Genomic DNA, 26,127 nt, shown 5'->3' on the forward strand with positions numbered 1-26,127 from the left:
TACAATCAATGTAATCCCCATGAGATTACTGTGTTTTAATGATGAACGTAATATATCACCATATCTAATCTACTGTCAACAACTATGTGAAATAAAATACGGAATAATTACAAAAAATAGAAAAACAATTTCTTCCTGCACCAATCAGACGTATGATATAGGATAATAATCAAATAATATCCATTTTAATAATAGAATATCTTCAGAAATGGTTTCATTAGGTCCAAAGAACGGGTAGATTATCCAATGGTCAAGGTGCAGGAGGGAAGTTAGCTGACATAACCAAATTATAGTATTGCCTATAGCCTCATGTAGCAGTATGCTGAATATATCGTTTTTATTATTTATTATAATAAGATAGGAATTTGAACAATGACGATCGGTTTTTTTGATTCGGGGATTGGTGGGCTTACCGTTCTGGCAGAATCGCTTCGCAGGATGCCAGGCAAGGATTATCTGTATATGGCAGATACGCTTCATGTTCCGTATGGCAACAAGGACAAGGAAGATGTGAAGGCCTACATTATGGAGACGATAGGGTTAATGGCGGAGGAAGGTATGGATGCATTGGTTGTTGCTTGCAACACTGCAACCAGCATCGCTGTAACTGAGCTGAGAGAACGCTATCCGTTCCCAGTTATAGGGATGGAGCCAGCCGTCAAGCCAGCCGTTGAAATGAACTATCAGACAGGTAAAAGAGTATTGGTGTTTGCTACGCCATTAACGCTGCAGCAGCCTAAATATTATGCGCTCGTATCCCGAGTGGATGAGGCAGGCATCGTCGATTCTTTGCCTTTGCCCGAGCTTGTATACTATTGTGAGAATTTACAATTTGATCAGCAAATTATGGGCGAGTACTTCCGTGACAAGCTGTCTCCGTTTAATTTGGATGACTATGGAATAATCGTGCTTGGTTGTACACACTACCCATTCTACAAAACAATTCTTCGTAATATTCTGCCTCCGCATATTCAGATTGTGGATGGCAATGTCGGGACGATCAAACGATTGTCAGCGATGCTGAGTCGATATGGCATTGCAAGCGGCGGCGAGAGCGGGAATATACGTTTTATGTGTTCTGGCGGCGAGCCAGCCTATATTGAGAAAATGAAGACGGCGCTTGCCCTTCTGCGGGAAGGCGATCTACTAAATACAGAACAGCTTTAACTGCAGCTAACAAAGAACCTTCAAATCCACTTTCATAGTGGCTTTGAAGGTTCTTTTACATTTATAAGGGGATTGTCTCACTTGAGTTTATTTTCGTACGGGCTATGAATTAGGATAATTAGCTTGGAAGGATGAGGTCGAAGCTACAGATCAATGATCAGCGTTACGGGGCAATGGTCACTGCCCATAATGCCGGAATCAATGTCCGCATCAATCAGCCGGGATTCAAGTCTGGTTGAGATGAGGAAATAATCAATTCTCCATCCTACGTTCCGCTCTCTTATTTTGGGCATATAAGACCACCAGCTATAAGCATCGGTTCGCTCGGGATGCAAATGCCTGAAGGTATCAATGAACCCGCTGCCTAATAGCTCCGTCATCTTGCCGCGCTCCTCATCGGTGAAGCCAGAATTGCCGCGGTTGGATTTGGGGTTCTTTAGATCGATTTCTTGATGGGCGACGTTCAAATCACCGCAAACAATAACAGGCTTCAAGGAATCGAGCTGCTGAAGATAGCTGCGGAACCTTTCCTCCCATTCAAGTCTGAAGGCTAATCGGGATAGGTCGCGCCTCGCATTCGGAGTGTATACATTCACAAGATAGAACTCCTCGAACTCCAAGGTTAGAATGCGCCCTTCAAATTCAGCATCCTCTTCGATGCCATATCGTACGGATATCGGTTTTATTTTGGTTAGAACAGCAGTGCCGGAATAGCCCTTCTTCTCGGCGTAATTCCAATAGTGTGCATATTCCTCGCCTAGCTCCAGATTAATCTGGCCTTCTTGCAGCTTCGTTTCCTGTATACATAATAGATCTGCTCCCGATGCGAGGAGGTAATCTTTGAATCCTTTATTCACACAGGCCCTTAGGCCATTCACATTCCAGGATACCAGTTTCATTGAATTGTCTCCTTGCTTTTCCTATGACTTCTTGTACTAGTGTAATTCATCAATATATGAAACGAAAGGGGAAACTTCTGCTACAATAATAGACAGATGATTAAGAAAGAGGAGATTCTATGAAGTTCAGACCGTGTATTGACTTGCATAATGGCAAAGTGAAACAGATCGTCGGCGAGACGTTGAATCATAATCCGCAGGATGTGGTTGAGAATTTCGTGTCAGAGCATGATTCTGCCTATTATGCTTCTATGTTCAAACGGGATAAACTAACTGGCGGGCATGTCATTATGCTCGGCGGCGGCAACGAGGAGGCTGCGGTATCTGCACTAAGGGAATATCCGGGCGGCTTGCAGATCGGCGGCGGCATTCATGCCGATAATGCTGCTCACTATTTGGAGCAAGGGGCATCACAGGTTATCGTCACTTCCTACATATTCCGGGATGGGGAGCTCGATATGAACAACTTGCAGCGAATCGTCTCTGAGGTTGGCAAAGAGCGGCTCGTTATTGATCTTAGCTGCAAGCAGAAGGATGGCAAATGGCATGTGGTTACGAATCAGTGGCGTACGTTCAGCAGCTTCGAGGTGAATGAAGCGAATCTGCGTGAGCTGGAGTCTTATTGCAGCGAGTTTCTCGTGCATGCCGTTGATGTAGAAGGCAAAAGAACGGGTATACTGGAGAGTCTTGTGAGCCAGTTGGCGGAGTGGACAACTATTCCAACGACTTATGCAGGCGGAGCCCGATCGTTTGAAGATCTTGCGCTGTTCAATCGTCTAACGGGCGGCAAGCTGGACATCACAATCGGCAGTGCGCTTGATATTTTTGGCGGCAATCTTTCCTATGAGGAAGTTGTAGCTTATTGCAGTACTGTGAAATAGTTAATTATGCGAAAGGAAAAAGCAGGGCTTCCGACGATATCGGAAGTCCTGCTTTTTTATTGTTCCAGCCCGCTAGCCTTGTAGTTTGTTACAGAAAGCTTGGAAAAGCCCCTCCTTTTCTTATACATTATAAATATAAATGTTGACAAAGTTAATGGAGGACGGTAGATTTGACTTTGTAAGTAAATATGTTTACTAAGTATTCAAAAAATATGGTGTATACATAAAAATCATGTTTGGAGGAGTCAGTTAAGATGTCTAATCATCAAAGCATTTTCAGCCCGCGTTATTTCTCACTGACGATAGGCATTATATTGTCTGTCATGGCGGTTGGATTCGAGGGACTGTCAGTAACGACAATAGCTCCTTCCATTGCGAGTGATCTGAACGGAATTGACCTATTCGGCTGGATATTCAGCACCTACCTGCTTGCCCAGATTATTGGCACCTTGGTTGTTGGTCGTATTATTGATCGCAAAGGACCGGCAGCACCGTTCACCATTGCCCTTCTTTTGTTTATCGTGGGGCTGGTCGCTGCCGCAACAGCAGGCGATATGTATACCATGATAGGGGCACGGGCTCTGCAAGGTTTGGGTGCCGGCGCAATGATGACCTGCGTGTACACTGCAATCTCATTAAGCTACCCCGATGAGCTGCGCGCCAAAATACTCGGAGCATTCGGCACCGCTTATGTTCTTCCATCTATGCTTGGTCCATTCGTAGCAGGGCTTATTGCCGATCAATGGTCTTGGAGATTTGTTTTCTGGGGGATATTGCCGATCCTGATTATATCAGCAGCGCTTAGCTTGCCTACCTTTAGGAAATTCAAAGCACAGGGTGCTTCTCAAGAGGGAGGGGGCACTGCTGGTGCGTGGATGGCTGTATTGCTGACGATCGGCACCGGCATCCTGCTGGTTGGTCTTGGCAAGCTGCCCGGAATGATGGGATTTCTTTTAGTTATTATTGGTTTAGTGCTAATGATTTATCCGCTGCGCAAACTTCTGCCCAAGGGAACGCTTGCTTTTCGAAGAGGCATGCCCGCTATTCTAGCTACACGCGGTCTATTCGTCGCAGCCTATACAAGCACTCAAAATTTCTTGGTATTAGCTTTAATAGAGGTGAAAGGAATTAGCCCCTCTCAGGCTGGATTAATTGTAGCCAGCGCTGCGCTAAGTTGGTGTATCATGGCTTATTTGCAGGGAAGGTGGGATTCGGCAGACCAGGGCCGTGGACGCCATACAAGAATTATGCTAGGCGTGCTGCTGCTTGCGGTTGGAATAGGCATCGTATTTTGGATACCCGTTGTCACGGTTGCCGCAGCTGTTACGGGGCAAATTATAGCGGGAATCGGAATTGGTTTGGCACATCCTATTAGTGGTGTCGTGGCTTTTGCTAGCACAGGGGCAGAAGGGGTTGGCAAAACCTCAGCAAATCTGCAATTCGCTGATTCCTTTACTCCGGGTGTTGTTATTGGGATAGGCGGCTCCATTCTTGTTGTGTGTCAGGCTGCTGGGATGTCGCTGCAGTATGCATTAGTTATAACGATGAGCTTTCATATTCTATTAATAGCAATGAGCGTATTCGCTAGTACTCGAATTAAATCAGCTAGCTGAAGCAATAAGAATGACACTCCGCTGAAGAGATCGATTATGGACAGTAATTCCATGCTCGATCTGTTTTTTTATTTCCAAACCGCATATTCGTTCTTTATCCTCTTATTTCTATTGAAATAGAGTGAATTATTGGGCAGTTACTCCAAAAATTCAACGATGAAAAACAAAAAAATAAAAGAATAGACAGGTATACCTAAGCTCTCTTACAATGGAAAATATTATAATAATTAATCTATTATGTCCATATTAGAGAGGGTGGTTGGAGCATGCCCAATACGCTAGCAGTACATGAAGGCTGGACAGATGTGAAGCCGGAGGATGTTGGCTATGATACGCAGACGCTTCGAAGGCTGGATGAACATTATGCGGAGTTAATTAGCAAGGGAACGATTCAAGCAGCAGGTTATCTCATTTCGCGGGGCGGCAAAGTATTCGCTCACTGTACACTTGGTAAGCAGCGTGCAGAGGCAGACAGCAGTGACCTGAAGCCGGGCTTCATCCGCCAGATCAAATCAACGACAAAGGCCTTCACGGCAGTCGCTATTATGCAGCTTATAGATCGGGGACGGATTGCGTTAACCCAGTCGGTCAGCAGTATTCTAGAAGAATTCAATACAGATAAGCACAGGGAAATAACGGTATTCCAATTGCTTACCCATACCGCAGGCTTGCGAGGAGACAGCGGTTTTCTCTCGGAGGCCTATAGTGTGCCTTGGTTCAATATAGCCTATGGTGAGCAGAAGAAACAAGGCGGAGATGCCAACTGGATCAAGTACGTACTAGCTGGACCATTGCAGCGGATGCCGGGCAAGGAATGGATCTATTCCTCTGCTGGCTATGCGGTGCTCGGAGAGATTGTAACGAAGATATCGGGCAAGCCCTATGAACAATATATTCAGGATGAGATTCTTGAGCCGCTTGGGATGACTAATACATCGTTTGTTGTACCTAAGGCATGCCATGATCAAGTCTGTTCTACGAATAAAGAGGAAGATCAAAAAATTCGTTCGCAGAAGCCAAGAAAAGAGGATGAGCCGCCAGGCGCCGCAGGCGGATTATACTCCACCCTTGATGATTTGTGGAAGTTCGGACAAATGATGCTGGGGAAGGGAGAATGGGGAGGAAGCCGTATTCTGTCACGGCGGGCAGTCGAGCTGCAGACTTCCAATCGTTTGAACGCGATCCCTTATAATGGATGGGGCAATAAATTTAAAGATTTTCAATTCGGGCTGGGCTGGTCGGTAGATCATAATGATCTGTGCAGCAAAGGAACTTATAATGCGGAAGGTGCTGGCTATTGCGGCTTATATGTTGATCCGGCAGAGGAGCTTGTATTCAGTTTCTTTGTTCCAAGTAATATCGGCTACACGGCGGAGTCTGTTTTAATGCCGCGCTCCATTGTATGGTCGGGCTTGCTCTAATAATAGTGATAGGAGGGAATAACAGCGATGACGATAACAGGACAATTCAATCGGATCAGTCTGGAAGAGGCCGGATATGATGCCGTGATGAAGAGCAGGCTGGAGCAGCATTTACAGGAGCTAATAGCAGAAGATAGAGCCCAGTGTGCTTCTTACTTGCTTGCAAAGGATGGTTCCATATTTGCGGAAGGGACCTTCGGCCCCCTGCAGCACACGGATGCGACAAAGGCGCTGCAGATGAATTCTATTCGCAAAATATCATCAGCAACAAAGCTGGTGACAGCAGCAGCTATCTTCCAATTAATCGAGCGCGGCAAGCTGTATTTGCAGCAGCCAGTAGCCCATTGGATTGAAGAATTCAATCATCCGATGTTCGAAGGGGTAAAAATCTGGCATCTATTGACACACACGTCGGGGCTACAGGCAGATCCTTATTATTTCACGGAGCCTTATCCGTTATATTCCGGCGATATCGCATTCGCTTATATACCGATGACGGAGGGACCATTCGCTGTGACGGACCCGGAAGAGCTGGACAAGCAACGCCGCTCCGTCTGGATCAAAGCGGGGCTTGCAGGCAAACCATTAGCAGAGCCGGGTGAGCAGTGGATGTATTGTTCCTTCGGCTATTCCTTATTAGGAGAAATTATTGCTCGCGCGAGCGGCATCCCTTATGAGCAGTATATAGTAGAGAAGATTACGCAGCCGCTTGGTATGGATCGGACGTTTTTTGATGTTCCGGCGGAGCTGCTCAATGAAGTCTGCCTTGTGAACGACCATGAGTCGGCATATCTCAAGCCAGAGGATCGGACTTATCTTCCTCCTTTGTCAGGCGGTGGGCTATATTCAACATTGGAGGATTTGTTCCGGTTCGGGCAAATGATGCTGAATGGCGGTATTTTGGATGGTGCAAGGGTTCTTTCTCGCAAATCGATAGAAAAACTATCCGATAATGTGTTGGCAGATGATGTTAAAGCGTTCAACTGGGGAGGCAATACCCCGGCGATGACATATGGATTAGGTGCAGGTCTGCCACTGCCGGGAGAGTGGGTGCCGGAAGGAGCCTATGGTCATGAAGGAGCTGGGCGATGCAAGCTGCTTATGGACCCGAATCGGGGCTCGCTTAGTGTATTTTTCATCCCATCTAATGCTGGCTGGTGTCCGAGGTCTATTATCGGAACGCAGAATATAATCGAGGCAGGCTGGCTGTGAGAAGGCTTGCCGCTGTAATTGGATCAATAGGCTTTGCAACTTATAAGGAATGGGCCGCCTTTCGTTCGCATATGGCGGCTTCCTTATTGGTAGGGCCAGTTATGTTTCTTGTGCAGGTGTTTATATGGCAGGCGATGTTTGAAGGGCGAGAGACGATTAATGGTTTTACTTATTCACAGATGATTATGTACTTTGGCGTTGCAACGCTCATTCATTATATATGCATGGATTTCGCGGATTGGAATTTGCAGATGCTTGTACGAACCGGCAAGTTCGTTACATTTGCTCTGCGGCCCTTACCGCATTGGCTGTTCGCATTGGCACAAAAGATCGGGCATCGTTCACTTGCCTTATGGGTCGAGGTGCTTCCGGTCATGGCTCTGTTTATATTTGTATTTGGAGTGAATCTGAAGCCTGCCGTTCCAGGGTGGGCTATTCTGTCTATCGCCTTGAGCTTTATAATGAATTTTTTAATCAATTATAGCGTAGGGCTTACTGCATTTTGGCTGGTTCGGGCAGAAGGGGTTAGACGCGTGTTTTTACTGTTCAAGGATGTTAGCGCCGGTGTGTTTATCCCGCTCTCTTTTTTCCCGGAGCTCTTGCAAAAGCTGCTGTTCTTTCTGCCATTTCAATTCATTACTTATTTACCTACGAGAGTTTATATTGGGCAATACGAGCTTGCCGGGATTGAGCTGACATTGGCTCAGGCTGTCGGTCTTCAGGCCATTGCTGTTGCGGTCGTCGGTACGGCGACAATTGCTTTGTATAATGCTGCAATGAGAAGGTTTACGGGAGTGGGCGTATGAAAGGTTTTTTCAATTGCTGGGCTGCTGTTATGCGTACGAAGCTGGCTGAGCAAATGGCCTATCGCAGCCATTTTATTTTGAGTGTGATTCTGCTTGTCATTGGTGACTTGGTCGTACCATTGGTGACGCTGCTCGTCTATCAATCGGGTGCGTCCTTCCCGGGGTGGACGATGCACGAAGCGCTGCTTATTCAGTCTGTCTTTACTCTGGCAAAAGGAATAGCGTTTCCTTTTTTCTTTGGGATGGTAGGCACGACTTTATCTCAGGTGAGGGAAGGCACATTCGACCTGCTATTGCTGCGCCCTCGACCAGTTATGCTGATGGCGATGCTGGCTGGCTTTGACTTTGACGATTTTGGTCGATTAATCAGTGGAGGTGTGCTATTCGGCTATGCTTTGTATGGATTGTCCGCGCCGCCCTTGGAAGCATGGTTCCTATTCTTGCTGCTGTTCCTTGCCTCTATAGCGATACTTTGTGCGGTTTCCTTGTTTCTATCGGGTACGCTATTTCGCTGGGTTGGCAGCAGTCGCGTATTTGATATTTTTGATGCCGTTACGAGCTTTGGAATGTATCCGGGCACGATTTTTTCCAAGGCCTTGCAGAATCTCCTAACGTATTTGCTGCCAATTGCACTGATTGCCTTTGTTCCTGCGTCAGCACTGCTAGGGCGGGATGGCTGGGAGTCCCTATGGGCGCTTGCTCCTGCTGCTGCGTTTCTCTTGCTCGGCGTATGGTATTGGAATCGGATGTTGAAGGGCTACACAAGTGCTGGAGGCTAAATGGAAGGTCCATGGTACAAAAGTGAGGAGGCGATAGAAAAGCCATGATAGAGGTTCGACATTTAACCAAAACGTATATGACTCATGAGCGTGGACATACCCTTCGGGAGGTCGCCAAAAACTTGATTCGTCGTCCGATGAAAGAAATCGTAGCGGTGAACGATCTTTCATTCAAGGTTGAGCAAGGTGAAATGCTGGCATTTCTAGGGCCTAATGGTGCGGGCAAGTCGACGACGCTCAAAATATTAACGGGCGTGCTTCACCCTACTTCTGGGGAAGTGAAGGCACTTGGGCTTATTCCTTGGAAGCAGCGGCGAGAATATGTAGGACGCATTGGCGCTGTTTTTGGGCAAAAATCGCAGCTCTTGTGGGATATTCCGCCTGCTGATGCCTTTTATATGAACAAGGCAATCTATAACGTGCCGGATAGAGAATATAAAGCAACTTTAGATGAGCTGGTTACATTGCTTGGTGTAGAGACGATTATTCGGAAGCCGACACGCCAGCTTTCTTTGGGTGAGAGGATGAAATGTGAATTCATCATGGCGATGCTGCATCGTCCTGAGATAGTCTTCCTTGACGAGCCGACGATTGGCCTCGACATGATCGCCAAGGAGAACATCCGTGGCTTTATACGGAGTATGAATCGTCAAGGCGTTACCTTCATTCTGACGACGCATGATATGGAGGATGTGGATATGCTTGCGGAGCGAGTCATGGTTATCAATCATGGCGAGATCGTCGTGGATGATTCAATCGGGGGCCTCAGAAGCCGAGTAGGGGATAAGAAGGCGATTCGATTAACGACTGAAACGGCGGTTGCAGCTATTCATCAGCCGGGATTGGCGATCATTGAGCGAATGGGGCGTCTGGAGCTTGAGCTGGAGATTGATACGAAGCTAATGCCCTTGAAAAAGTTCATTCGAGAGTTCAATGAAGTGTACGGCATCGTTGATATGGCAATTGAGCCGCTTCCTATTCAAGCGATTATGAAGGAGCTGTATTCAGAAGGAGCTAGCGCTGAGACGGCTGCCTCCAAGTAAGCGTAAGTAGGGGTTCCATGAAGAGGAGCTGACTCTTAGTGTAAGTAGAGTCAGCTCCTTTCGTTTTTTATGAAATGGAAGTGTAAGTCTCTTGCTTCACCCGTAGCATCAGCTTATGAAAGGCATCAGCTTCTTCCAGATGGGGGAAGTGTGCGGAGTTCTCGAACCAATGGAATTGCTTGGCTGGAGCTATTAGCTGCTCGTAATAGTCGTAGGCTACGGAGGAAGGAGTCATATAATCATATCTTCCCATGCAGAAGTAGATCGGAATATCCAGCTTCGGCACCTCTGTGAATAGATCCGTATTCGCAGTCTGGGGAAGAATGGCTTGTCTAGATAGAGAGTCTCCGAGTATAACTCGAATGCCATCAAGCCAGGTGTATTCCGGTGCCCAGAGAATCCCTTGTATCAGATCTTTGTAGGAGTTGCTATTGCGTTCAGATCCTCCAAAAGCTGTAACCCACTTTCGTTCAAGCGTCGTGTCTTTGCGTGGACTGTCGTAAGGAGGCCAACCTATAGCTGCCAGATCGGCAAGAGCTTCTTCATTCTGGCTGCGCTCAGCCTCTTGAAGAGCGAAAGCATACGATTGAGTTTCCCCTTCAGGAGAATTAGCGACTTGTCCAATTCCGATATACGCATAGTAGCTATTGGGATATTGCTGTACGGTCCTTACCGCTAGCTGGCTTCCCCAAGAGTGACCTGCAATATAAATTTTAGGCTGATTGAACTGCTTGCTTAAATATTGCGTGAGCTGATAGGTATCAGCAATTAGCTGGTCAACCTGTAAATCATCAGCTGTCATATTCCAATGATATGACTTGCCGGAGCCGCGCTGATCCCAATTGACGACCACAAAATCCTCTTCAAGCTGCTTTTGATGCTTTCGTGCATAGCTGATTTGGGGATAACCCGGACCGCCATGCAGGAACAGAATAACGGGATTGCGCCTGTCATTTCCTCTGATGAGGATGGACTGCTCTATGCCGCCGAGCTTAATTCGCTTTAGAGTGGCTATGCTGTTAGGCCTAACTTTCCCATTCGCATCTTTGATTGCTGGTGTCCATGAAGGAAAGACAAAGAGGAGAATGAGGGAAAGTAGGAGCAGTAAATAGATCCTTTTTTTTTGATTGGTTTTGTTCTTGAAGATTGCAAACACCTCAAACACATCCTATGCTGGCTTTCCATAATCATACAATGAGAGGATGAGAGCTACAACCTCAGTTTCTAACTGCAAGCGTACTAGATTTGGATTAATGTGACTACATTATGTAGTTCTCTAAGAGGATGAGTGCACTGATTAGTCAGGGAATGAGATGCCAATTGTCGAGCGAGAAGCAACCTCATGGTTTTGAGTACAAATGATTAGTTAACGAACGAATCACCAACCATAGGAGATTCTTATTTAATCTATTAATTGTTAATATTTACATTTATGAAATCGTATGGTTTAATTATGAATGAACGTTCATTCATATTCATGGGTGGCTATTTAAAAGCACATAAGCAACAAAATTGTCACCAACACCAACATTCACATGTACATTCATATTTGCATTTAAATTTAAATCTAATTCCTATTCAAACGGGGTGAGCTCTGGTGTCCACACAAAGTGACGACTTAATGCGGCAGTTCGATAGGGGCTTCGATGATTTGGCTCTGGATAAGGGAACGAGACAAATTTTGCTGAGTGCGATTGACGTATTTTCCAAAAAAGGCTTAGCTGGTACCAAGATCAAAGACATAGCAGCTCATGCTGGCTTCAGCCAAGGCTATATTTATAATTATTTTAAGTCTAAGGATGCAATCTTCATAAGACTGGTGGAGCTGTCGGCGGAGGGGGCGGGCAATTCGGTCAAATATGCCGCAGAGCTGGAAGGGACGCCCTATCAGAGGATAACATGGCTGACGGAGGCGTTCTTGGCTCCAAGCAGTATCGCGATGCAGCATTGGCGCTTAATTATGCTGCAAGCGACAACCTCGGAGGCAATTCCCGAAGAAGCGAAGAAGGCAGCAAAGGAGATGGCAGGCAAGCCGTTCGAGCATTTCGTTCCCTTGCTGATTGCAGGTCAGCAGGCAGGTGAAATTGTTGAGGGCGATCCGATTGTGCTTGCAATTACGTATTTTTCGATCATTCAAGGCTTAGGGATTACTCGAATGCAGAATGAAGGGGATATCCCGTTCCCATCAGCAGAGATGGTATTGCGATTCTTAAAGAAATAAGGGAGGGGATACGATGATTAATAGATTCAAGAAGCAGGAAGGCAAGCAGCTTATCTATGAATCGTATGACAGATTGCTCAGTACTTATGGGGTGGCTGTTGTGGAGCGGGACATTCGTACAAGATATGGCAAGACCCATATTGTAATGGCTGGTGAGTCCCATAACCCTCCATTGATGCTATTCCACGGCGTTGGGGACAATACTGCGCTTATGTGGATTTATAATTTGGCAGAGCTCGCCAAGCACTTCCTTGTCATTGCGGTGGATACGATCGGAGGGCCGGGGAAGAGTGAGCCGAGCGAGAGCTACGGCAGCAGCTTCGAGCAGTCCGTATGGATTAATGAGCTTCTTGACCAGCTAGGTATTGCGAAGACGAATATGGCTGGTGTCTCCAATGGGTCCCATATTGCCAGCACTTACGCCGTTACTCTACCGGAGAGAGTAGATCGGATCGTATGCATGGCCGGAGGAGTAGAGGTTAATATGCTGCGTGTCATTATGACTTTTTTGCCAGAGGCGTTGCTGCCACCAACGGAAAAAACAACGCGAAGACTTCTGCGAAAAATGCTGGCGCCGGGCTCCAATGCCTTTGAAAGCAACCCTGAGCTAATGCGGCATTGGATGTATCTCTTGAAATATTTCAATAAGCAGTCGATGATGATGCATAAGTATAGAAAGTATACGCTTGAGGAGCTTGCTATTCTGAAGAAAAAGGCTTTGTATTTGATTGGCGAGCATGATCCGATTGCTAATTACCCTAAGGCTATTCAGCGTTTAGAGAAGCATCAAATCCCTTATCAAATTGTAGAGAATTGCGGCCATGGCCTTAATCATGAACGGCCGGAATGGATCAATAGAGAGCTTATCCGCTATTTTACGCAATGAAAATTTCATCTCGTTACATAGTTACTCGCAATAGGCGGGATTCACGGTCTTTTACATCATAGAGAAGTCATACCTTACTAGGGGTTTGACTCAATAAGGCGATATTTATCACGCATGGCAGCACGTTCGGCTTCCTTAAGCTTAGGGCAGGTATAGCAATACGCTTCACCTTCAATCCGATAATAGCAGCAGCAGGTATTCTTTAATGGAACAAGCTTGTCAGGGATGTAGAGGTCCTCGATGAAACGCTGTTTGACATCAAAGGGATTCTTTTTGCGACCGAATACGTCAGGATGGATTTCTTTTACTAATCGTTGATAATCCTGCATAAGTCTATTATGGAATGGTGCAAGCTGCTCCGCTTGGATATCTTTTGCGTTATAGTAATTAGTCAGCGTAGGCAATTGTCCCCATAGTATCCCTGGATTTGCCCCGGAAGCAGCAGAAAGCTGGTCTATCAGCGGGCGTACTGTGCCGCCATAGAACTTTTCCAAAGCGAGTTGTACCCAAGCTCCACGACTGTTCTCACGCTCACTTGGTGCAACATCATATATAGGCTCTCTTAGGCTGAGGCCAAGGGCATAATAATCATCCTGCTTATATAATTGCAAGACGAGGTTGGATAGCGTCATATGCGGGGCTGCGTTAAAAACGGATAAAGCATGCTGGAAGGCAGCGGCAGCACCGCCGAACTTATAAATAAATAAGACCGCTGCAGTATAGTGGTCTGCTTTGATCAATGGCGCATATTTGGTTAGAAATTGTTCTATTCGATTAGGCTCCGTCCATTCATCTAATGCAACAGATAGAATAGCGGCTTCTTGTCGCCTTATGCTAATTCCGTAGTTATGTTCCCATGCAAGCCAGTCCATCTGGGGTCCCTCCATGTTTTCTTCTGCTTATGTAATAACGCATTAGAATTGTACGAATCTTCTGTAGCAGTGATTTAAGTATATTATAAATGAGAACATCTCTCAAAGGGTAGAATAGAAGGATGGCGCAAGCTCCCGCGCTTTGCTAGAATGATGTCATTAGTTGATGAATTAGGGAGAGCAGACCATTATGCCAAGAAACCCGGAACGTGATCGCCAACAGCGAGAAGAGCGACGACAGCAGATTATTGATGCGGCTAAGCAGGTGTTCACCAAACGAGGGGTGGCAGCTACCAAAATGAGTGATGTTGCCAAGGAAGCCGGCCTCAGCCACGGGAATGTCTATAATTATTTTGCTTCTAAGGAAGAATTATTAAGTGTGCTTGTTCTGCAAGCGCAAGCTGGATATACAGAGCTGTTGCTGGAGATGAATAGGCAGCCCGGTAATGCGATAGACAAACTCCGCTTCCTTGTAGAGCGCTATTTGTTCGTTACTGGTGCAGGCACGACTTATTGGGTTGTCCTTCAAGCGCAGGCAGCCGATGTTTTATCCCCTTCCATTAAAGGGGCGATTACCTCTAATATGATGGCGAATCGTCAGCTCATCATTCAGGTGATCGAGGAGGGGCAGCGTGATGGGATCATTGCAGACGGGGATTCGATTGAATTAGCGACGTTATTCATAACGGCATTCCATCATCTGGGGCTATGGGAATTACGCGGATTTGGCAAGCCGGCCTTATCAGTTGTCGATCCGTTGTTAAAGCTGCTTCGCCCTTGAAAATTTTTGCAAAAAAACGATTGACAGTTGTTCGATCTACCGTTATGATCAATAAAACAAACCACATGATGACTGAAAAGTCATTTTGTAGAAGAGCGAATATAGGGAATGTAATGAATCGACTGGACCGCCAGAGATTCAACGGATGCTTATTTTTCCGTTGGATCTTTTTTTATTCCCTTAAAACCAACTATTCTTATGAGAATTATTATTTCGACGAGGAGTGAAGGGTAATGTCGATTGAAGCTACGATTGATCGCAGTCGGGAGTTTAACATTGGACCAAGAGGAATTCATGCGGGAGCCCGTCAATTAAACAGGCTGTCAGACAGTTCGGAGGGAAAGGCTTATGAGCGATTTCAATTAAAGCCGCTCGGTCCGATTATAGGCGCTGAAATTGAAGGCGTGGATTTAAGTCAGCCGGTATCCGCAGAGGTCAAGGATGAATTGGAGCGGGCCTTGTTGGAATGGAAGGTGCTGTTCTTCCGAAACCAGGTCATTACGAGCGAAGAGCATGTGGCATTCGCGAAGCTGTGGGGAGAGCTGGAGAAGCATCCTTTCTTGCCGCAAGGAACGAAGGAGGAAGTAACGCGATTCGAGAAGGATGCGAACATGCAAGGGCGGGAGAACAACTGGCATACCGATGTATCTTGGCGATTAGAACCTTCGCTGGGTGCGGTATTGCGACTGTCGGAAGTTCCGCAGGCAGGAGGGGATACGCTCTGGGCTGATATGGCAGCTGCCTACGATAATTTGCCGGACGAGGTGAAGGAACGCATCAGCGGATTAAAAGCGTTTCATGACTTTACTCCATCCTTCGGACTTGGGATGAAGCCAGAGGTACTGGCAGCCAAGCAGCTTGAATTTCCTGCTGCCGAGCACCCGGTTGTACGGACACATCCCGTAACTGGGCGGAAGACGCTATTCGTTAACCCGGTTTTTACGACTCGTATTATCGGTTTAGAGCCGGAAGAAGGCGAGAAGCTGCTGCGTTATTTGTTCCATCAAGCGGAGATTCCTGAATACCAGGTGAGGTTTCGATGGGAAGCCAATACGGTGGCCTTCTGGGATAACCGTGCAACTCAGCACTATGCGGCAAGTGACTATTACCCAAACAGGAGAGTAGCGGAGAGAGTATCTATTGTGGGGGATCGGCCTTACTAATTGCTTGTAATTATAAAAATATACAATGATGAGGAGAGATGAGTAATGAGTACACAAATCAAGCAAGAGCAAGAGGTTCATGCACTGGAAATTGCCCCAATTGGCGGTCGTGTTGGAGCAGAAGTAAGAGGAATTGAGCTCTCGGGAAGTCTTGATCCGTCTACCGTTCAGACCATTCGCGAGGCCTTGCTTAAGCACAAGGTTCTGTTCTTCCGCAATCAGCAGCATCTGGATGACGCTGGCCAAGAGGAATTCGCGGATTTGCTGGGCGAACCATTCGCTCATCCGACAGTCAAGACGAAGGAAGGCAGCCGTTATATTCTCGAATTGGACTCCCATCATGGAGGAAGGGCAAATGCTTGGCATACCGACATTACCTTCCTTGATGCTTATCCGAGTGCATCAATTCTTCGTTCGATTGTCGTGCCAGAATCGGGCGGCGATACGGTATGGTCCAACACGGTCGCAGCTTACGAGAGCCTTCCTCAGGAACTGAAGGAGCTAGCCGATCGTCTGTGGGCTATCCATACGAATCTGTATGACTATGCGGCTAGACGTCCAGAAGCCTCTGATGAAGCGGTTCGCCGTTATCAGCAGACCTTTGCTTCTACGGTATATGAAACCGAGCATCCACTTGTCCGGGTTCATCCGGAGACAGGGGAGAAATCACTGCTGCTTGGCAGCTTTGTGAAACGGATTACAGGCGTATCGCCTTCGGAATCAGCCCGTCTTTATGACATTTTTCAAACCCATGCCACTAGTCTCGAGAATACAGTGCGCTGGCGCTGGGCAGCAGGGGATGTTGTCATTTGGGACAATCGCGCGACGCAGCATATTGCGGTTAATGATTACGGCGATCAGCATAGAGTTGTACGCCGCGTGACACTTGCTGGAGAAGTGCCGGTCAGTGTGGACGGAAGACAAAGCCGTACCTACCTAAAGACACCTAACGTACAAGATAATTTGCAAACATCCGAGGCTTAATGCCATTACTCAAGGGGAGAACGTCCTATGACAGCCAATAAACGAATCATAATCATGCTAGCAGTTATCGTTCTAGCTTTCTCAAGCTTACTTGGCTGCAGCCAGACGACAGCAGGATCAGAGAAGGAAGAACAGAAGCCCGTTACCGTCAATATCGCGATTAACGGCGGTACGAATTTATTCAGCATTATTAAGGAGAAGGGCTGGCTGGATCAGAAATTCAAGGAGCAGAATGCAACGATATCATGGAGTGAATTCCCTAGCGGCCCGCCCTTACTTGAATCTCTTGCAGCCAAGCGTGTGGATATTGCACTGCTCGGCGATGGAGCGGCACTGCAGGGGCAGTCTGCAGGCTTGCCGTTCGTCAATATCGGGCTGATTAGTGAAGGGGGCAAGATGAATTCTATTGTTGTCCCGACGAACTCTTCCATTAAGAGCGTGCAGGATTTGAAAGGGAAAAAAGTTGCCTTGGCTAAAGGAACCACCTCCCATGTGTATCTTATAAAAGTGCTAAGTAAGCATGGTCTCACGGAGAAGGATCTCAACATCGTGAATTTGCAATTCACGGATGCACTGCCTGCCTTCGTCTCTGGTCAAGTAGATGCATGGGTAACGATTGATCCATTCACGACTCAGCTATCCGTTCAGAAGACGGCAATTGTGCTGACTGGCGAAGAACAGCAGATTCTTGCCCCAGTAACTTTAATTGCGCGATCAGAGTTTGCGAAGGGCAATCCGGAGCTGGTTACGATCTTTCTAGAGGTGTACAAAGAGGCATTAGCTTGGCAGCAGGCTAATAAGGATGAAGTGGCACAGCTATATGCGGACTCCAAAAAAATACCTGTTGAAATTATGAAAGAGGTTATTGCGAATCAGAGCTCTGTCCTTCTTCCCATATCGAAGGACGTCATTGCCACACAGCAAGCTTCGGCTGATATTTTGCTTGAAAATGCTTTTTTGAAAAAGGCGATCAAGTACGAGGAATACGTCGACAATTCGTTTGTTGAAAAGCTGTCCAACTAACAGCGGCACACCGGGGCAGGGGAGACCAAACTCCTCCTGCATTCCATTACAAAGAGGAGGGGCTGGCTATGTCAACGGCTTTATTGGAAATTGTAGAAGTAAGCAAAACCTTTCGTTCCGCAGAAGGTACCGTTCCCGTTCTTGACCGGCTTCGTTTAACCGTCAATCAGGGAGAGATCGTATCCATCATCGGGCCAAGCGGCTGCGGCAAGAGTACATTGTTAAAAATTGTGGCGGGGCTAGACGTAGAGATTGATGGGCAAGTGCTGTTAGAAGGAGAAGCGGTAACGAGGCCGTCGCAGGAGAAGGGCTTCATCTTTCAAGAGCATCGCCTTTTCCCGTGGCTGACAGTAGAGCGCAATATTGCTGCGGATCTCTCGTTGCGCGATCCAGAAGTACGGAGCAAGGTTGATGCGCTTATCAAGCTTGTTAAGCTGGAGGGCTTCGAGAAGTCATATCCGAAGCAGCTGTCCGGGGGAATGTCACAGCGGGTAGCCATTGCCAGAGCCTTGCTGCGTAATCCAAAGGTATTGCTGCTGGATGAGCCATTCGGGGCACTGGATGCTTTTACACGAAGCCATATGCAGGAGGCACTGCTCGACATATGGCGGGAGAATCGCACGACCATGCTATTCGTCACGCATGATATTGATGAGGCCGTATTTCTCTCCAATCGAGTTATTGTGCTGGATGCCCGTCCAGGACGGATCAAAACGATCGTACCGATCGACTTGCCTATACCGCGCAAAAGAACCGGATCTGCTTTTCAGGAGCTGCGTACTCTTATTCTGCGTGCGCTGGAGCATGAGGAGCCGGATAAAGATTCATGGGAGATATAAGATAAGATTGCGGGAAAGGCGGCGAGGAGTATGAGCAATGCGATCAGCCAGTTTATGAATAGATTTAGCGGAGCATCAGCCGCTAGGGCAGCGAGTACGACTGCGGGTGCGACAGGCAAAGCAAAAGGTTTTAAAGGAAGAAAGCTTCTGATGGGCAGCCTGCTGCCTCTTCTTATCGTAGCATTATGGCAATTCGCTAGTGGAGGAGGTTTAGTAAATCCGCAATTGTTCCCGGCACCCTCCACCATATTGTTGGAGTTTTATCGAATGATTCTTTCTGGCGAGCTGTATCACCATCTTGAGATTAGTGTTCTTCGGGCTCTATTGGGATTCTTGCTCGGGGGTAGTCTAGGGCTGCTGCTTGGCCTTGCTGTAGGCATGTTCAGCCGTGTGGAGGAGGTTGTGGACCCGACGGTTCAGATGATTCGAACGGTTCCGCTTCTTGCGATTACGCCGTTATTCATCCTATGGTTCGGGTTTGGTGAGCTGTCCAAAATATTGTTAATTGCGATGGGCTCCTTTTTTCCTCTCTATGTGAATACGTTTCTTGGCGTACGCAATGTCGATTCCAAGCTATTTGATGTAGCCCGTGTATTAGAGTTCGGGCGTGTCATTCAGATGCTCAGGCTGGTGCTCCCGGCAGCTATGCCGAACGTGCTGCTCGGCTTAAGGCTGTCGATCAGCGTCGCTTGGCTCGTACTCGTTGTAGCAGAGCTGATGGGGGCGGATCGAGGTGTCGGCTATCTCATTCAAGATGCCAGATCCTTTATGCGGACAGAGGTCGTTTTTATCGGCATTATATTATTTGCAGCGGTTGGCAAGCTGACGGACTCCCTAGTTCGTATCTTGGAACGTCGTTTACTGAAGTGGCAGGACAGTTATAAGGGATAGCTCTGCTACGGTTCAGTGATTTTACATAGGACCCTCCGAATAAAAAAAAGAAACCAAGGGGAGAGACCCTGGCTTCTTCTATCGAACGGGAACCTTCGCTCCGTCCTCGGTTGTTTTGGATGACTGGAGCTTTGCAAGCTCCGCCTCGTAATATTGCTTCAGCTCCGCAGATTTCCTCGAGTCAGTCAAGGATACCTTGTCCACCAGATATTTTTCTTCCAGCAATGTCCAACTGGGCGTTGCTTTTTGCGTGAGCATGGACCGAATAGCATGCTTAACAAGTCTCCGTTCCTTTGCATTCGAATACAGGTCCTTGAACTGCTGATTGAATTGAAAATCCAATTCATTATGTATTTTTCGGAATACATCTGCCGTCATTCGGGCATCATCGAGTGCACGGTGAGCGGTCCCCTCGGCAGTAATTTGCAGATCATTAAGCGCTGTCTCTACACTTACATCATTCGTAACGTTTTTGTAACGAAGATAGCCCTTCAGCAGATCAAAGTAATAAACAGACATCCAGAACGAATCATCCAGCTTGTGCATACGAGTATCATATACAATTCGTTTCAAATCCTCGCCGCCCCAAGTGACAAGAAGCACCTCTTCGCTTTGATCAAGCCAGCTGTTAAAGGCCTTAATGACTTGCTTGAATCCGTCTGCTTGATCAATATCTTCTTGAGGAATACCGGTTTTTTTCTTAATGAAGCTATTGAGCTTGGAGAAGTAGACCGGCTTGATGAGGGAAGAGAATTCATCAATTGGATTCAGGGAAGAATCGAGCCGCACTGCCCCAATCTCTATAACCTCCATTGGCAAATCGCTTGCAAATTTACGTCCATTGAATTCTATATCTAATATAATATAATCCATTTATTGCAGACCTCCGATTAATCACTTGCTCATCATTTTACCAGAAATAACGGCTAAGCACTAAATTTCATCATGCGAACCATAGCTACAATAATAGTTCCCACTACAGTTACGAGAATAACAGGCATTAGCCAGATGCCTAGGCCAGCGGCATAGCCAAGTCCATCCCGCACAGATGCCCATAGAATGTAGCTGAACAGGACAATGATCTCAAGTTTTAGCCAGCTGAGGAGCATAACAGAAACCTGGTAGTGATGTGCTGCGTTATGCTCTGTGATAGGCATTGGGTAGTTGAATTTATGCGGATAGTTTCTTAAAACAGTAAATCCTATATAAAAGATTATTGGGAGGATGACGAGTCCGAACAAGACATATTTGCTGCCGTAGCCATCTGCTTCTCCTTGGGCATTGAAGTGAATGGCCATCCTCAGGGGCAAGGAAGACCACTGGGATGCAAAATAGCCAATTGAGAATAGGATAGCAGCAATAGACAGGCCATTATGAACGTTCTCAAGTGTTGATTTTGTGATGGATAATTTTGGTCTTTGTTCCAATTAGAAACCCCTTTCAACAGTCAATAAACCGATTATAGCATAAATGGACAGGCTCCAAGCCGGCAAAAATCCTTTGTATATTTTCACTTATGGCCGAAGGAATTTTACAGCGCTGCGAGTGCATTTTCCTTTTTTATTCATTTGCATTATTATGCACGTATAGAGATATTTAATCGTGTGAAAAAATAATTTTTATTAGCCTATACAAAGTTAATTGTTTTAAGCTTTATGTATAAAGTGCAAACAATCATCAACATAGTGCAAAAGCGATGATGGATTTGCCCACGAAGGAGCGTTGTTTATATATGTTAACTGTTAACTCTGATGTAAACTCGACTGCAGCGAAACAATATGTGCAATCCGTATATGAAATGATTATGGAACGTGATCATCATGAACCAGAATTCCAACAAGCGGTAAAGGAAATTGTAGATTCCCTGATCCCTGTTATTGCCAAGCACCCGAAATACGCTGAGCACAGCATTCTGGAAAGAATTCTTGAGCCAGACCGCGTTGTATCCTTCCGTGTACCTTGGGTTGACGATAGCGGCAAGGTTCGAGTGAACCGCGGCTTCCGTGTACAATTCAACAGCACGCTCGGTCCATACAAGGGCGGCCTTCGTTTCCATCCATCGGTTAACCTTAGCATCATTAAGTTTTTGGGCTTTGAGCAAATCTTCAAGAACAGCTTGACTGGCCAGCCTATCGGCGGCGGTAAAGGCGGCTCTGACTTTGATCCAAAAGGCAAGTCAGATCTTGAAATTATGCGCTTTACACAAAGCTTCATGACAGAGCTATTCAAATATATTGGGCCAGATGTTGACGTACCAGCTGGTGATATCGGTGTAGGTGCGAGAGAGATCGGCTACATGTTCGGTCAATACAAACGTATTCGCGGCGGCAATGAAGCTGGCGTTCTTACAGGAAAAGGTATTACCTACGGCGGAAGCCTTGCTCGTAAAGAAGCAACAGGCTACGGCTGCGTATACTTCGTAAATGAAATGCTGAAAAGCAAAGAGCTTAGCTTCCAAGACAGCAAGGTTGTTGTCTCTGGATCGGGTAACGTATCGATCTACGCAATTGAGAAAGCACAGCAACTGGGTGCAACTATCGTAGCGTGCAGCGATTCCAACGGCTACATCTATGACGCTGACGGCATCAACCTTGATACAGTTAAGCAATTGAAAGAAGTTGATCGCAAGCGGATCAGCGAGTATGTCAACATTCACCCGAATGCAGTCTACGTTGAAGGCTGTGAGGGAATTTGGAGCATTCCTTGCGATATCGCATTGCCTTGCGCAACGCAAAATGAAATTAACGAGGAATCGGCACAACTGCTCGTTAAGAATGGCGTTATTGCTATCGGCGAGGGCGCGAATATGCCTTCGACATTGGACGCAATTGACGTGTTCTTGAACAACAAAGTCCTGTTTGGACCAGCAAAAGCAGCAAATGCAGGCGGTGTAGCGGTATCTGCTCTTGAGATGTCCCAGAACAGCATGAGATTGGCTTGGACCTTCGAAGAGGTAGATGCGAAGCTTCACAGCATTATGACAAATATCTACAACAACTGTGTAGCTGCTGCTGAAGAGTACGGTAATGCAGGCAACCTTGTAGTGGGCGCGAATATTGCAGGCTTTATCAAAGTAGCAGATTCAATGATCGCACAAGGCGTTGTTTAATTAGTAACGGAAAAAAGCGGTTCAGCGGCAGAGATGCAGCTGAACCGCTTTTTTTTGTGCCAGTTTGCACCTCTGAGTGATAGCGTACTGCCGTTTTGCTAATGATAGCTTAGCAGCTCCATTGCCTAGAATAGCGTACCGCGGTTCCGTTATTCCGCTAGCATGTGGTGAAACGGCAGTCATTCTGAGTAATAGCGTACCGAGGTTCCGTTATTTCGCCAACAGGTGGAAAAACGATAGTAATTCTGAGTAATAATCGTAATGAGTGGAAGAAGCCAGCTGAACATCCACTTAAATAGAGGAGAAAGGGCAATCTTATTAGTTGGGCAAACATTAGGTTTGTCTCTTTTTGTCATGCACTCTATACGCTTTTATGTAAAATGAGCAAGATTGATTCAGAAAAAGGAAGAGTTATGTGATATTCTGCAAGAGGGTAGTAGGGAAAGAAGGAAGACGAAAAGGAGGATTCAAATGAATCAGGAGTTGTTCATGAATAAGGATGAGATGGAATGTCACACCCTGGACCAAGCGAGGCAGGCAGCGTTATGGGCATTGATGCAGTATGATATGGATTGTAAGACTATTCAATTCTGTTATGGAATGAATGCGATTACTTTTACGATAAGGACGGCAATGAATGAGACCCTTTTGCTTCGTCTTCATCCCCACAATAAGTTGCATGCAGACCTTGTCTCAGAGATCGAATGGCTGAACTATTTGCAGGTTACAGGGGCATACAATATCTCGGAGGGTATGGCGACTCGTGATGGTTCATATGTCTTATACATGGACATTGAAGATGGCTTCCAAGGGTGCGCGACGCTAATGAGATGGACGGATAATGAACAAGCAGTCGAGGCTTCAGCCTGATTTTTAATACAATACACCGATTCGATAAGATAAAGTCAGTTGCACTCATGAGGGCAACTGACTTTATCTTATTTGTGTTAGGGCGGATTGGGTGCTAGGATCTTTTTAACCTGCGTAGCATAGGGGTGCGATATCGCTTCAATAAAAAACGGATAATAAAATAGCAAACAATCGAAAAAACAATGCTATTAAATAAGGAGCCGACGATGAAATTCGTCCCTAGCTGGCCTAATGAATTAAGATGATCCACCGCTTCAGAATAATCCGGCTCAGGCAAAGCCTCGCTCAAAGCAAGTGTAGAGGAGGAGAAGAGGCTGGTTAGAACAAATCCGGCTTTGTAATTCATGAAGAAAAGAATAGGCCATAGGAATGAGCCTAGTGATCCGGCAATAATGGAGGCAGCGATATTCGCTCGCAACAAGCGCGCTAGTCCTATAGAGAGCAGCATACCTATACCAAAGGTGGGAAACCAGCAGTGCAGGAGACCCGCTGTAAAGCCCATAGCGACTAAATGATCAGATTTTTTAATGCGAAGCAGTTGGATACAGCTGAACCTGGCTCGTCTGATAAGTTTGGTTATCATAGTCTTCTACCCCTGATTCTTATGTTGTAGCTCTAGCATAACAGATATTTTGTGGAAATCTTAGTGGCAATCTAATTAAATACACATTATAATTGGTGATGTGTAAAAATTATCCATTTAGATGTTGTGGAGGATGAATAAATGAATCAGAAAGCTTCGCACAATCTAATGCTGCGTTCAGTATTATTGCCTTTGAGTGCTGCATTAGTAACGCTGACGGTTGCCTGCTCCAATGATATCGAATCGGAAGGTGCTGTAAGTCAGAATATACAGCCGCCGGCAACAAATACGCCTGACGCTGCCATTGAGCCATCTGCATCACCTGATCTTATCGCAGCGCGTGTTCTAACTGACGAACAGATTGAGCTGCAATGGGATGGCATGAATCCTGATTATAGCTCAGATAATGGAGAGAAAGCAGTTAATGCAACCTTGCCTAGGACAGAGTATGAGACTTTATTTCCTGCACGGATGGGGACCGAGGAATGGCATGCAACAGCTAAGAATCAAGACTATTACAAAGAGGGACAAACAGATTATTATTCGTATGACAATTTCATTCAGGCCATCCGCGAAGTAGCGAATATTAAGTATAAGCAGGTTTATCGCGAGGGCAATGAACAAGAAAGACAAATATACCGACTGGACAAATCGACGAAGACAGAGCAATTGATTTTCCAGACAGCAGACTTTGATTCAGAGGCTAATAAGAATAAGTCCACGATTACCAGAATTGCAGATTTTGGAGCCTTCCTTAATGAAGGTGCGGCGAATGATCGCAAGCGTGAGCTGGCGGCATTTTTTGCGAACATTTCGCATGAGACAGGCAATGGCATATCCAATATTCCAGGGGATGAGATGCATTGGGCTTTATTCTTCAACGAAGAGCTGAGCTATGCAAGGGGCTACGGCGGGGATAGCTATGTGGAAGCGGGGAATCTTGATTATCCGGCAGTTATCGGCAAAACCTATCATGGCAGAGGCCCGATTCAATTAAGCTGGAACTACAATTACGGCTTAATTAGCTCCATTCTGTACGGGGATAAAAATATATTGCTGCAAAAGCCCGAGATGATCACGGAAGACGGCAAGCTTGGTTTTATGACCGCTTTGTTGTTCTGGTTGACACCGCAGGATGGCAGACCATCGAATCATGATATTATGGTGGGCAACTATGTCCCTACGAAGGAGCAGTTGGACAAAGGGCTGGTACCAGGGTTTGGGACGACTATTATGATCATTAACGGCTCACTTGAAGGGAACTTGGATGAAAGAGATGGCCGTATTAATCGTCGTGTCAGCTTTTACAAAGCACTTGCGAAAAGAAGCGGGGCTAACATAGAGGGAGAAAAGCTGAATACATTAGGTATGAAGCCATTCTGATCGGGCATGGTTAGATTTCAGGAGCAGCAATCCCCGGTGAACAATCGTAATCTTTAGTAATGCTGCTCTTGAATAGCATGTATGGTGGCAATGCAGCCCCAGAAGGTTATTAGAAAAAGTAAAAAATGAAGGAATAAGATGCCGGAGGCGCTGACCCAGCATTGCGTAGTGAAGCCAATTAATACCCACCAGAACAAAGGAAGAAGCTGTGCAACGATTAAGGTAGCTAGCGATACGAAGGATACCGTAAGCAAGATTCGATAAATACGCTTGGAGCGATGCAGCCATTGCAGGGTGAAAGAGAAGACAAGTAAGGCACAGCCGACTCCTATTGCCCAGAAAGCCCACTGCTCAGTAGTCTGGTCTCCTTCTATACGATTCGGGCCTAATAGATGAAAGGGCAGAGAAAAGGACAGGACGTCAGGGAGGTAAAGAAAGCCCAGTACGATAGATAGAATCGCGGAAATGCGCAATAAAGCCTCTTTGCCGATTTTATCCGTTATCATATTGTTATCACTCCTTTGTGACCTAGATCACCATTCCTAGTCTTTATTTACATAATTATACATAAGAATCATCTAAGACGGAAGCCATTAATTCTAACTAATAGAACATATTAATCATGCTATATATACTACTATTCCAATCGGATATATATTATAATGAACAATGAGACTTTCGCTCAGAAGGAGTGAGAATTA

26 protein-coding genes are annotated in these 26,127 nt (G+C 46.2%); 19 read left to right on the forward strand and 7 right to left on the reverse strand.

The features are described 5' to 3' along the window. Positions 1 to 372: 372 nt before the first annotated feature. A complete protein-coding gene (gene murI, locus AC50YO_RS13030) occupies positions 373 to 1,167 on the forward strand; it encodes a glutamate racemase (RefSeq protein ID WP_494847429.1) in 795 nt (264 codons plus the stop codon). A gap of 143 nt (positions 1,168 to 1,310) precedes the next feature. Here murI and AC50YO_RS13035 read toward each other — a convergent pair whose 3' ends face one another. Continuing rightward, the gene (locus AC50YO_RS13035; protein WP_494847430.1) at positions 1,311 to 2,066 is read right to left on the reverse strand and encodes an exodeoxyribonuclease III; all 756 of its coding nucleotides are present in this window, start codon (positions 2,064 to 2,066) and stop codon (positions 1,311 to 1,313) included. Between the two features lie 119 nt (positions 2,067 to 2,185). On the opposite strand from AC50YO_RS13035, the gene hisA reads away from it, so the two are divergent. From hisA to AC50YO_RS13070, 7 genes are all read left to right on the forward strand, one after another. Then, positions 2,186 to 2,947 carry a phosphoribosylformimino-5-aminoimidazole carboxamide ribotide isomerase gene (gene hisA / locus AC50YO_RS13040; protein ID WP_494847432.1) on the forward strand — a complete coding sequence of 254 codons (762 nt, stop codon included), beginning with the start codon at positions 2,186 to 2,188 and terminating at the stop codon, positions 2,945 to 2,947. 254 nt (positions 2,948 to 3,201) lie between these two features. Beyond that, positions 3,202 to 4,560 carry an MFS transporter gene (locus AC50YO_RS13045; RefSeq protein WP_494847434.1) on the forward strand — a complete coding sequence of 453 codons (1,359 nt, stop codon included), beginning with the start codon at positions 3,202 to 3,204 and terminating at the stop codon, positions 4,558 to 4,560. Positions 4,561 to 4,826: 266 nt separating this feature from the next. After that, on the forward strand, positions 4,827 to 5,981 hold the full coding sequence (locus AC50YO_RS13050; RefSeq protein WP_494847436.1) for a serine hydrolase domain-containing protein: 1,155 nt from the start codon (positions 4,827 to 4,829) through the stop codon (positions 5,979 to 5,981). A 27-nt stretch (positions 5,982 to 6,008) separates the two neighbouring features. Beyond that, positions 6,009 to 7,193, forward strand: coding sequence for a serine hydrolase domain-containing protein (locus AC50YO_RS13055; protein WP_494847438.1), 1,185 nt, complete (start codon positions 6,009 to 6,011; stop codon positions 7,191 to 7,193). Then, positions 7,190 to 7,999: an ABC transporter permease gene (locus tag AC50YO_RS13060; protein ID WP_494847439.1), complete on the forward strand. Its 810-nt coding sequence runs from the start codon at positions 7,190 to 7,192 to the stop codon at positions 7,997 to 7,999. Before AC50YO_RS13055 ends, AC50YO_RS13060 begins: the two co-directional genes overlap by 4 nt. Continuing rightward, on the forward strand, positions 7,996 to 8,778 hold the full coding sequence (locus AC50YO_RS13065) for an ABC transporter permease (RefSeq protein WP_494847441.1): 783 nt from the start codon (positions 7,996 to 7,998) through the stop codon (positions 8,776 to 8,778). The genes AC50YO_RS13060 and AC50YO_RS13065 overlap by 4 nt, the downstream gene beginning before the upstream one ends. Before the next feature lie 44 nt (positions 8,779 to 8,822). Then, the gene (locus tag AC50YO_RS13070) at positions 8,823 to 9,821 is read left to right on the forward strand and encodes an ABC transporter ATP-binding protein (RefSeq protein ID WP_494847442.1); all 999 of its coding nucleotides are present in this window, start codon (positions 8,823 to 8,825) and stop codon (positions 9,819 to 9,821) included. Positions 9,822 to 9,888: 67 nt separating this feature from the next. Here the strand turns inward: AC50YO_RS13070 and AC50YO_RS13075 are convergent, their stop codons facing one another. Further along, positions 9,889 to 10,977 (reverse strand): alpha/beta fold hydrolase, encoded by a 1,089-nt coding sequence (locus AC50YO_RS13075; RefSeq protein WP_494847444.1) that lies wholly within the window; start codon positions 10,975 to 10,977, stop codon positions 9,889 to 9,891. 441 nt (positions 10,978 to 11,418) lie between these two features. On the opposite strand from AC50YO_RS13075, the gene AC50YO_RS13080 reads away from it, so the two are divergent. Together AC50YO_RS13080 and AC50YO_RS13085 are read left to right on the forward strand one after the other, a co-directional pair. After that, positions 11,419 to 12,042 carry a TetR/AcrR family transcriptional regulator gene (locus tag AC50YO_RS13080; protein ID WP_494847446.1) on the forward strand — a complete coding sequence of 208 codons (624 nt, stop codon included), beginning with the start codon at positions 11,419 to 11,421 and terminating at the stop codon, positions 12,040 to 12,042. 13 nt (positions 12,043 to 12,055) lie between these two features. Then, positions 12,056 to 12,928 carry an alpha/beta fold hydrolase gene (locus AC50YO_RS13085; RefSeq protein WP_494847448.1) on the forward strand — a complete coding sequence of 291 codons (873 nt, stop codon included), beginning with the start codon at positions 12,056 to 12,058 and terminating at the stop codon, positions 12,926 to 12,928. 77 nt (positions 12,929 to 13,005) lie between these two features. Here AC50YO_RS13085 and AC50YO_RS13090 read toward each other — a convergent pair whose 3' ends face one another. After that, positions 13,006 to 13,800: a (2Fe-2S)-binding protein gene (locus tag AC50YO_RS13090; RefSeq protein ID WP_494847450.1), complete on the reverse strand. Its 795-nt coding sequence runs from the start codon at positions 13,798 to 13,800 to the stop codon at positions 13,006 to 13,008. Between the two features lie 190 nt (positions 13,801 to 13,990). Between AC50YO_RS13090 and AC50YO_RS13095 the strand changes: the two genes are divergently transcribed. The 6 genes from AC50YO_RS13095 (at position 13,991) to AC50YO_RS13120 (ending at position 19,481) form a co-directional block, all read left to right on the forward strand. Next, the gene (locus AC50YO_RS13095; RefSeq protein WP_494847452.1) at positions 13,991 to 14,581 is read left to right on the forward strand and encodes a TetR/AcrR family transcriptional regulator; all 591 of its coding nucleotides are present in this window, start codon (positions 13,991 to 13,993) and stop codon (positions 14,579 to 14,581) included. A 233-nt stretch (positions 14,582 to 14,814) separates the two neighbouring features. Beyond that, positions 14,815 to 15,744: a TauD/TfdA dioxygenase family protein gene (locus AC50YO_RS13100; protein ID WP_494847453.1), complete on the forward strand. Its 930-nt coding sequence runs from the start codon at positions 14,815 to 14,817 to the stop codon at positions 15,742 to 15,744. Between the two features lie 45 nt (positions 15,745 to 15,789). Continuing rightward, a complete protein-coding gene (locus AC50YO_RS13105; protein WP_494847455.1) occupies positions 15,790 to 16,728 on the forward strand; it encodes a TauD/TfdA dioxygenase family protein in 939 nt (312 codons plus the stop codon). Positions 16,729 to 16,755: 27 nt separating this feature from the next. Then, a complete protein-coding gene (locus AC50YO_RS13110) occupies positions 16,756 to 17,751 on the forward strand; it encodes an aliphatic sulfonate ABC transporter substrate-binding protein (protein ID WP_494847457.1) in 996 nt (331 codons plus the stop codon). Between the two features lie 68 nt (positions 17,752 to 17,819). After that, complete coding sequence (locus AC50YO_RS13115; RefSeq protein ID WP_494847458.1) at positions 17,820 to 18,590, forward strand: ABC transporter ATP-binding protein; 771 nt, start codon at positions 17,820 to 17,822, stop codon at positions 18,588 to 18,590. Between the two features lie 30 nt (positions 18,591 to 18,620). Beyond that, on the forward strand, positions 18,621 to 19,481 hold the full coding sequence (locus tag AC50YO_RS13120; protein WP_494847459.1) for an ABC transporter permease: 861 nt from the start codon (positions 18,621 to 18,623) through the stop codon (positions 19,479 to 19,481). 78 nt (positions 19,482 to 19,559) lie between these two features. On the opposite strand, the gene AC50YO_RS13125 is transcribed toward AC50YO_RS13120, so the two are convergent. Both AC50YO_RS13125 and AC50YO_RS13130 read right to left on the reverse strand, forming a co-directional pair. Beyond that, on the reverse strand, positions 19,560 to 20,354 hold the full coding sequence (locus AC50YO_RS13125) for a 3'-5' exonuclease (protein WP_494847461.1): 795 nt from the start codon (positions 20,352 to 20,354) through the stop codon (positions 19,560 to 19,562). A 53-nt stretch (positions 20,355 to 20,407) separates the two neighbouring features. Then, entirely contained in the window at positions 20,408 to 20,908 is a 501-nt protein-coding gene (locus tag AC50YO_RS13130) for a DUF1648 domain-containing protein (RefSeq protein WP_494847463.1), read from the reverse strand. Between the two features lie 305 nt (positions 20,909 to 21,213). Between AC50YO_RS13130 and gdhA the strand changes: the two genes are divergently transcribed. After that, the gene (gdhA, locus tag AC50YO_RS13135) at positions 21,214 to 22,590 is read left to right on the forward strand and encodes an NADP-specific glutamate dehydrogenase (protein WP_494847465.1); all 1,377 of its coding nucleotides are present in this window, start codon (positions 21,214 to 21,216) and stop codon (positions 22,588 to 22,590) included. Positions 22,591 to 23,061: 471 nt separating this feature from the next. After that, positions 23,062 to 23,460: a hypothetical protein gene (locus AC50YO_RS13140; protein ID WP_494847467.1), complete on the forward strand. Its 399-nt coding sequence runs from the start codon at positions 23,062 to 23,064 to the stop codon at positions 23,458 to 23,460. A gap of 94 nt (positions 23,461 to 23,554) precedes the next feature. Here AC50YO_RS13140 and AC50YO_RS13145 read toward each other — a convergent pair whose 3' ends face one another. Next, positions 23,555 to 24,043: a DUF2062 domain-containing protein gene (locus tag AC50YO_RS13145; RefSeq protein WP_494847469.1), complete on the reverse strand. Its 489-nt coding sequence runs from the start codon at positions 24,041 to 24,043 to the stop codon at positions 23,555 to 23,557. A 141-nt stretch (positions 24,044 to 24,184) separates the two neighbouring features. Between AC50YO_RS13145 and AC50YO_RS13150 the strand changes: the two genes are divergently transcribed. Then, complete coding sequence (locus tag AC50YO_RS13150; RefSeq protein WP_494847470.1) at positions 24,185 to 25,426, forward strand: chitinase; 1,242 nt, start codon at positions 24,185 to 24,187, stop codon at positions 25,424 to 25,426. 53 nt (positions 25,427 to 25,479) lie between these two features. On the opposite strand, the gene AC50YO_RS13155 is transcribed toward AC50YO_RS13150, so the two are convergent. Continuing rightward, positions 25,480 to 25,932, reverse strand: coding sequence for a hypothetical protein (locus AC50YO_RS13155; protein ID WP_494847472.1), 453 nt, complete (start codon positions 25,930 to 25,932; stop codon positions 25,480 to 25,482). Between the last annotated feature and the right edge of the window lie 195 nt (positions 25,933 to 26,127).

Source organism: Paenibacillus sp. J22P59 (assembly GCF_059383895.1).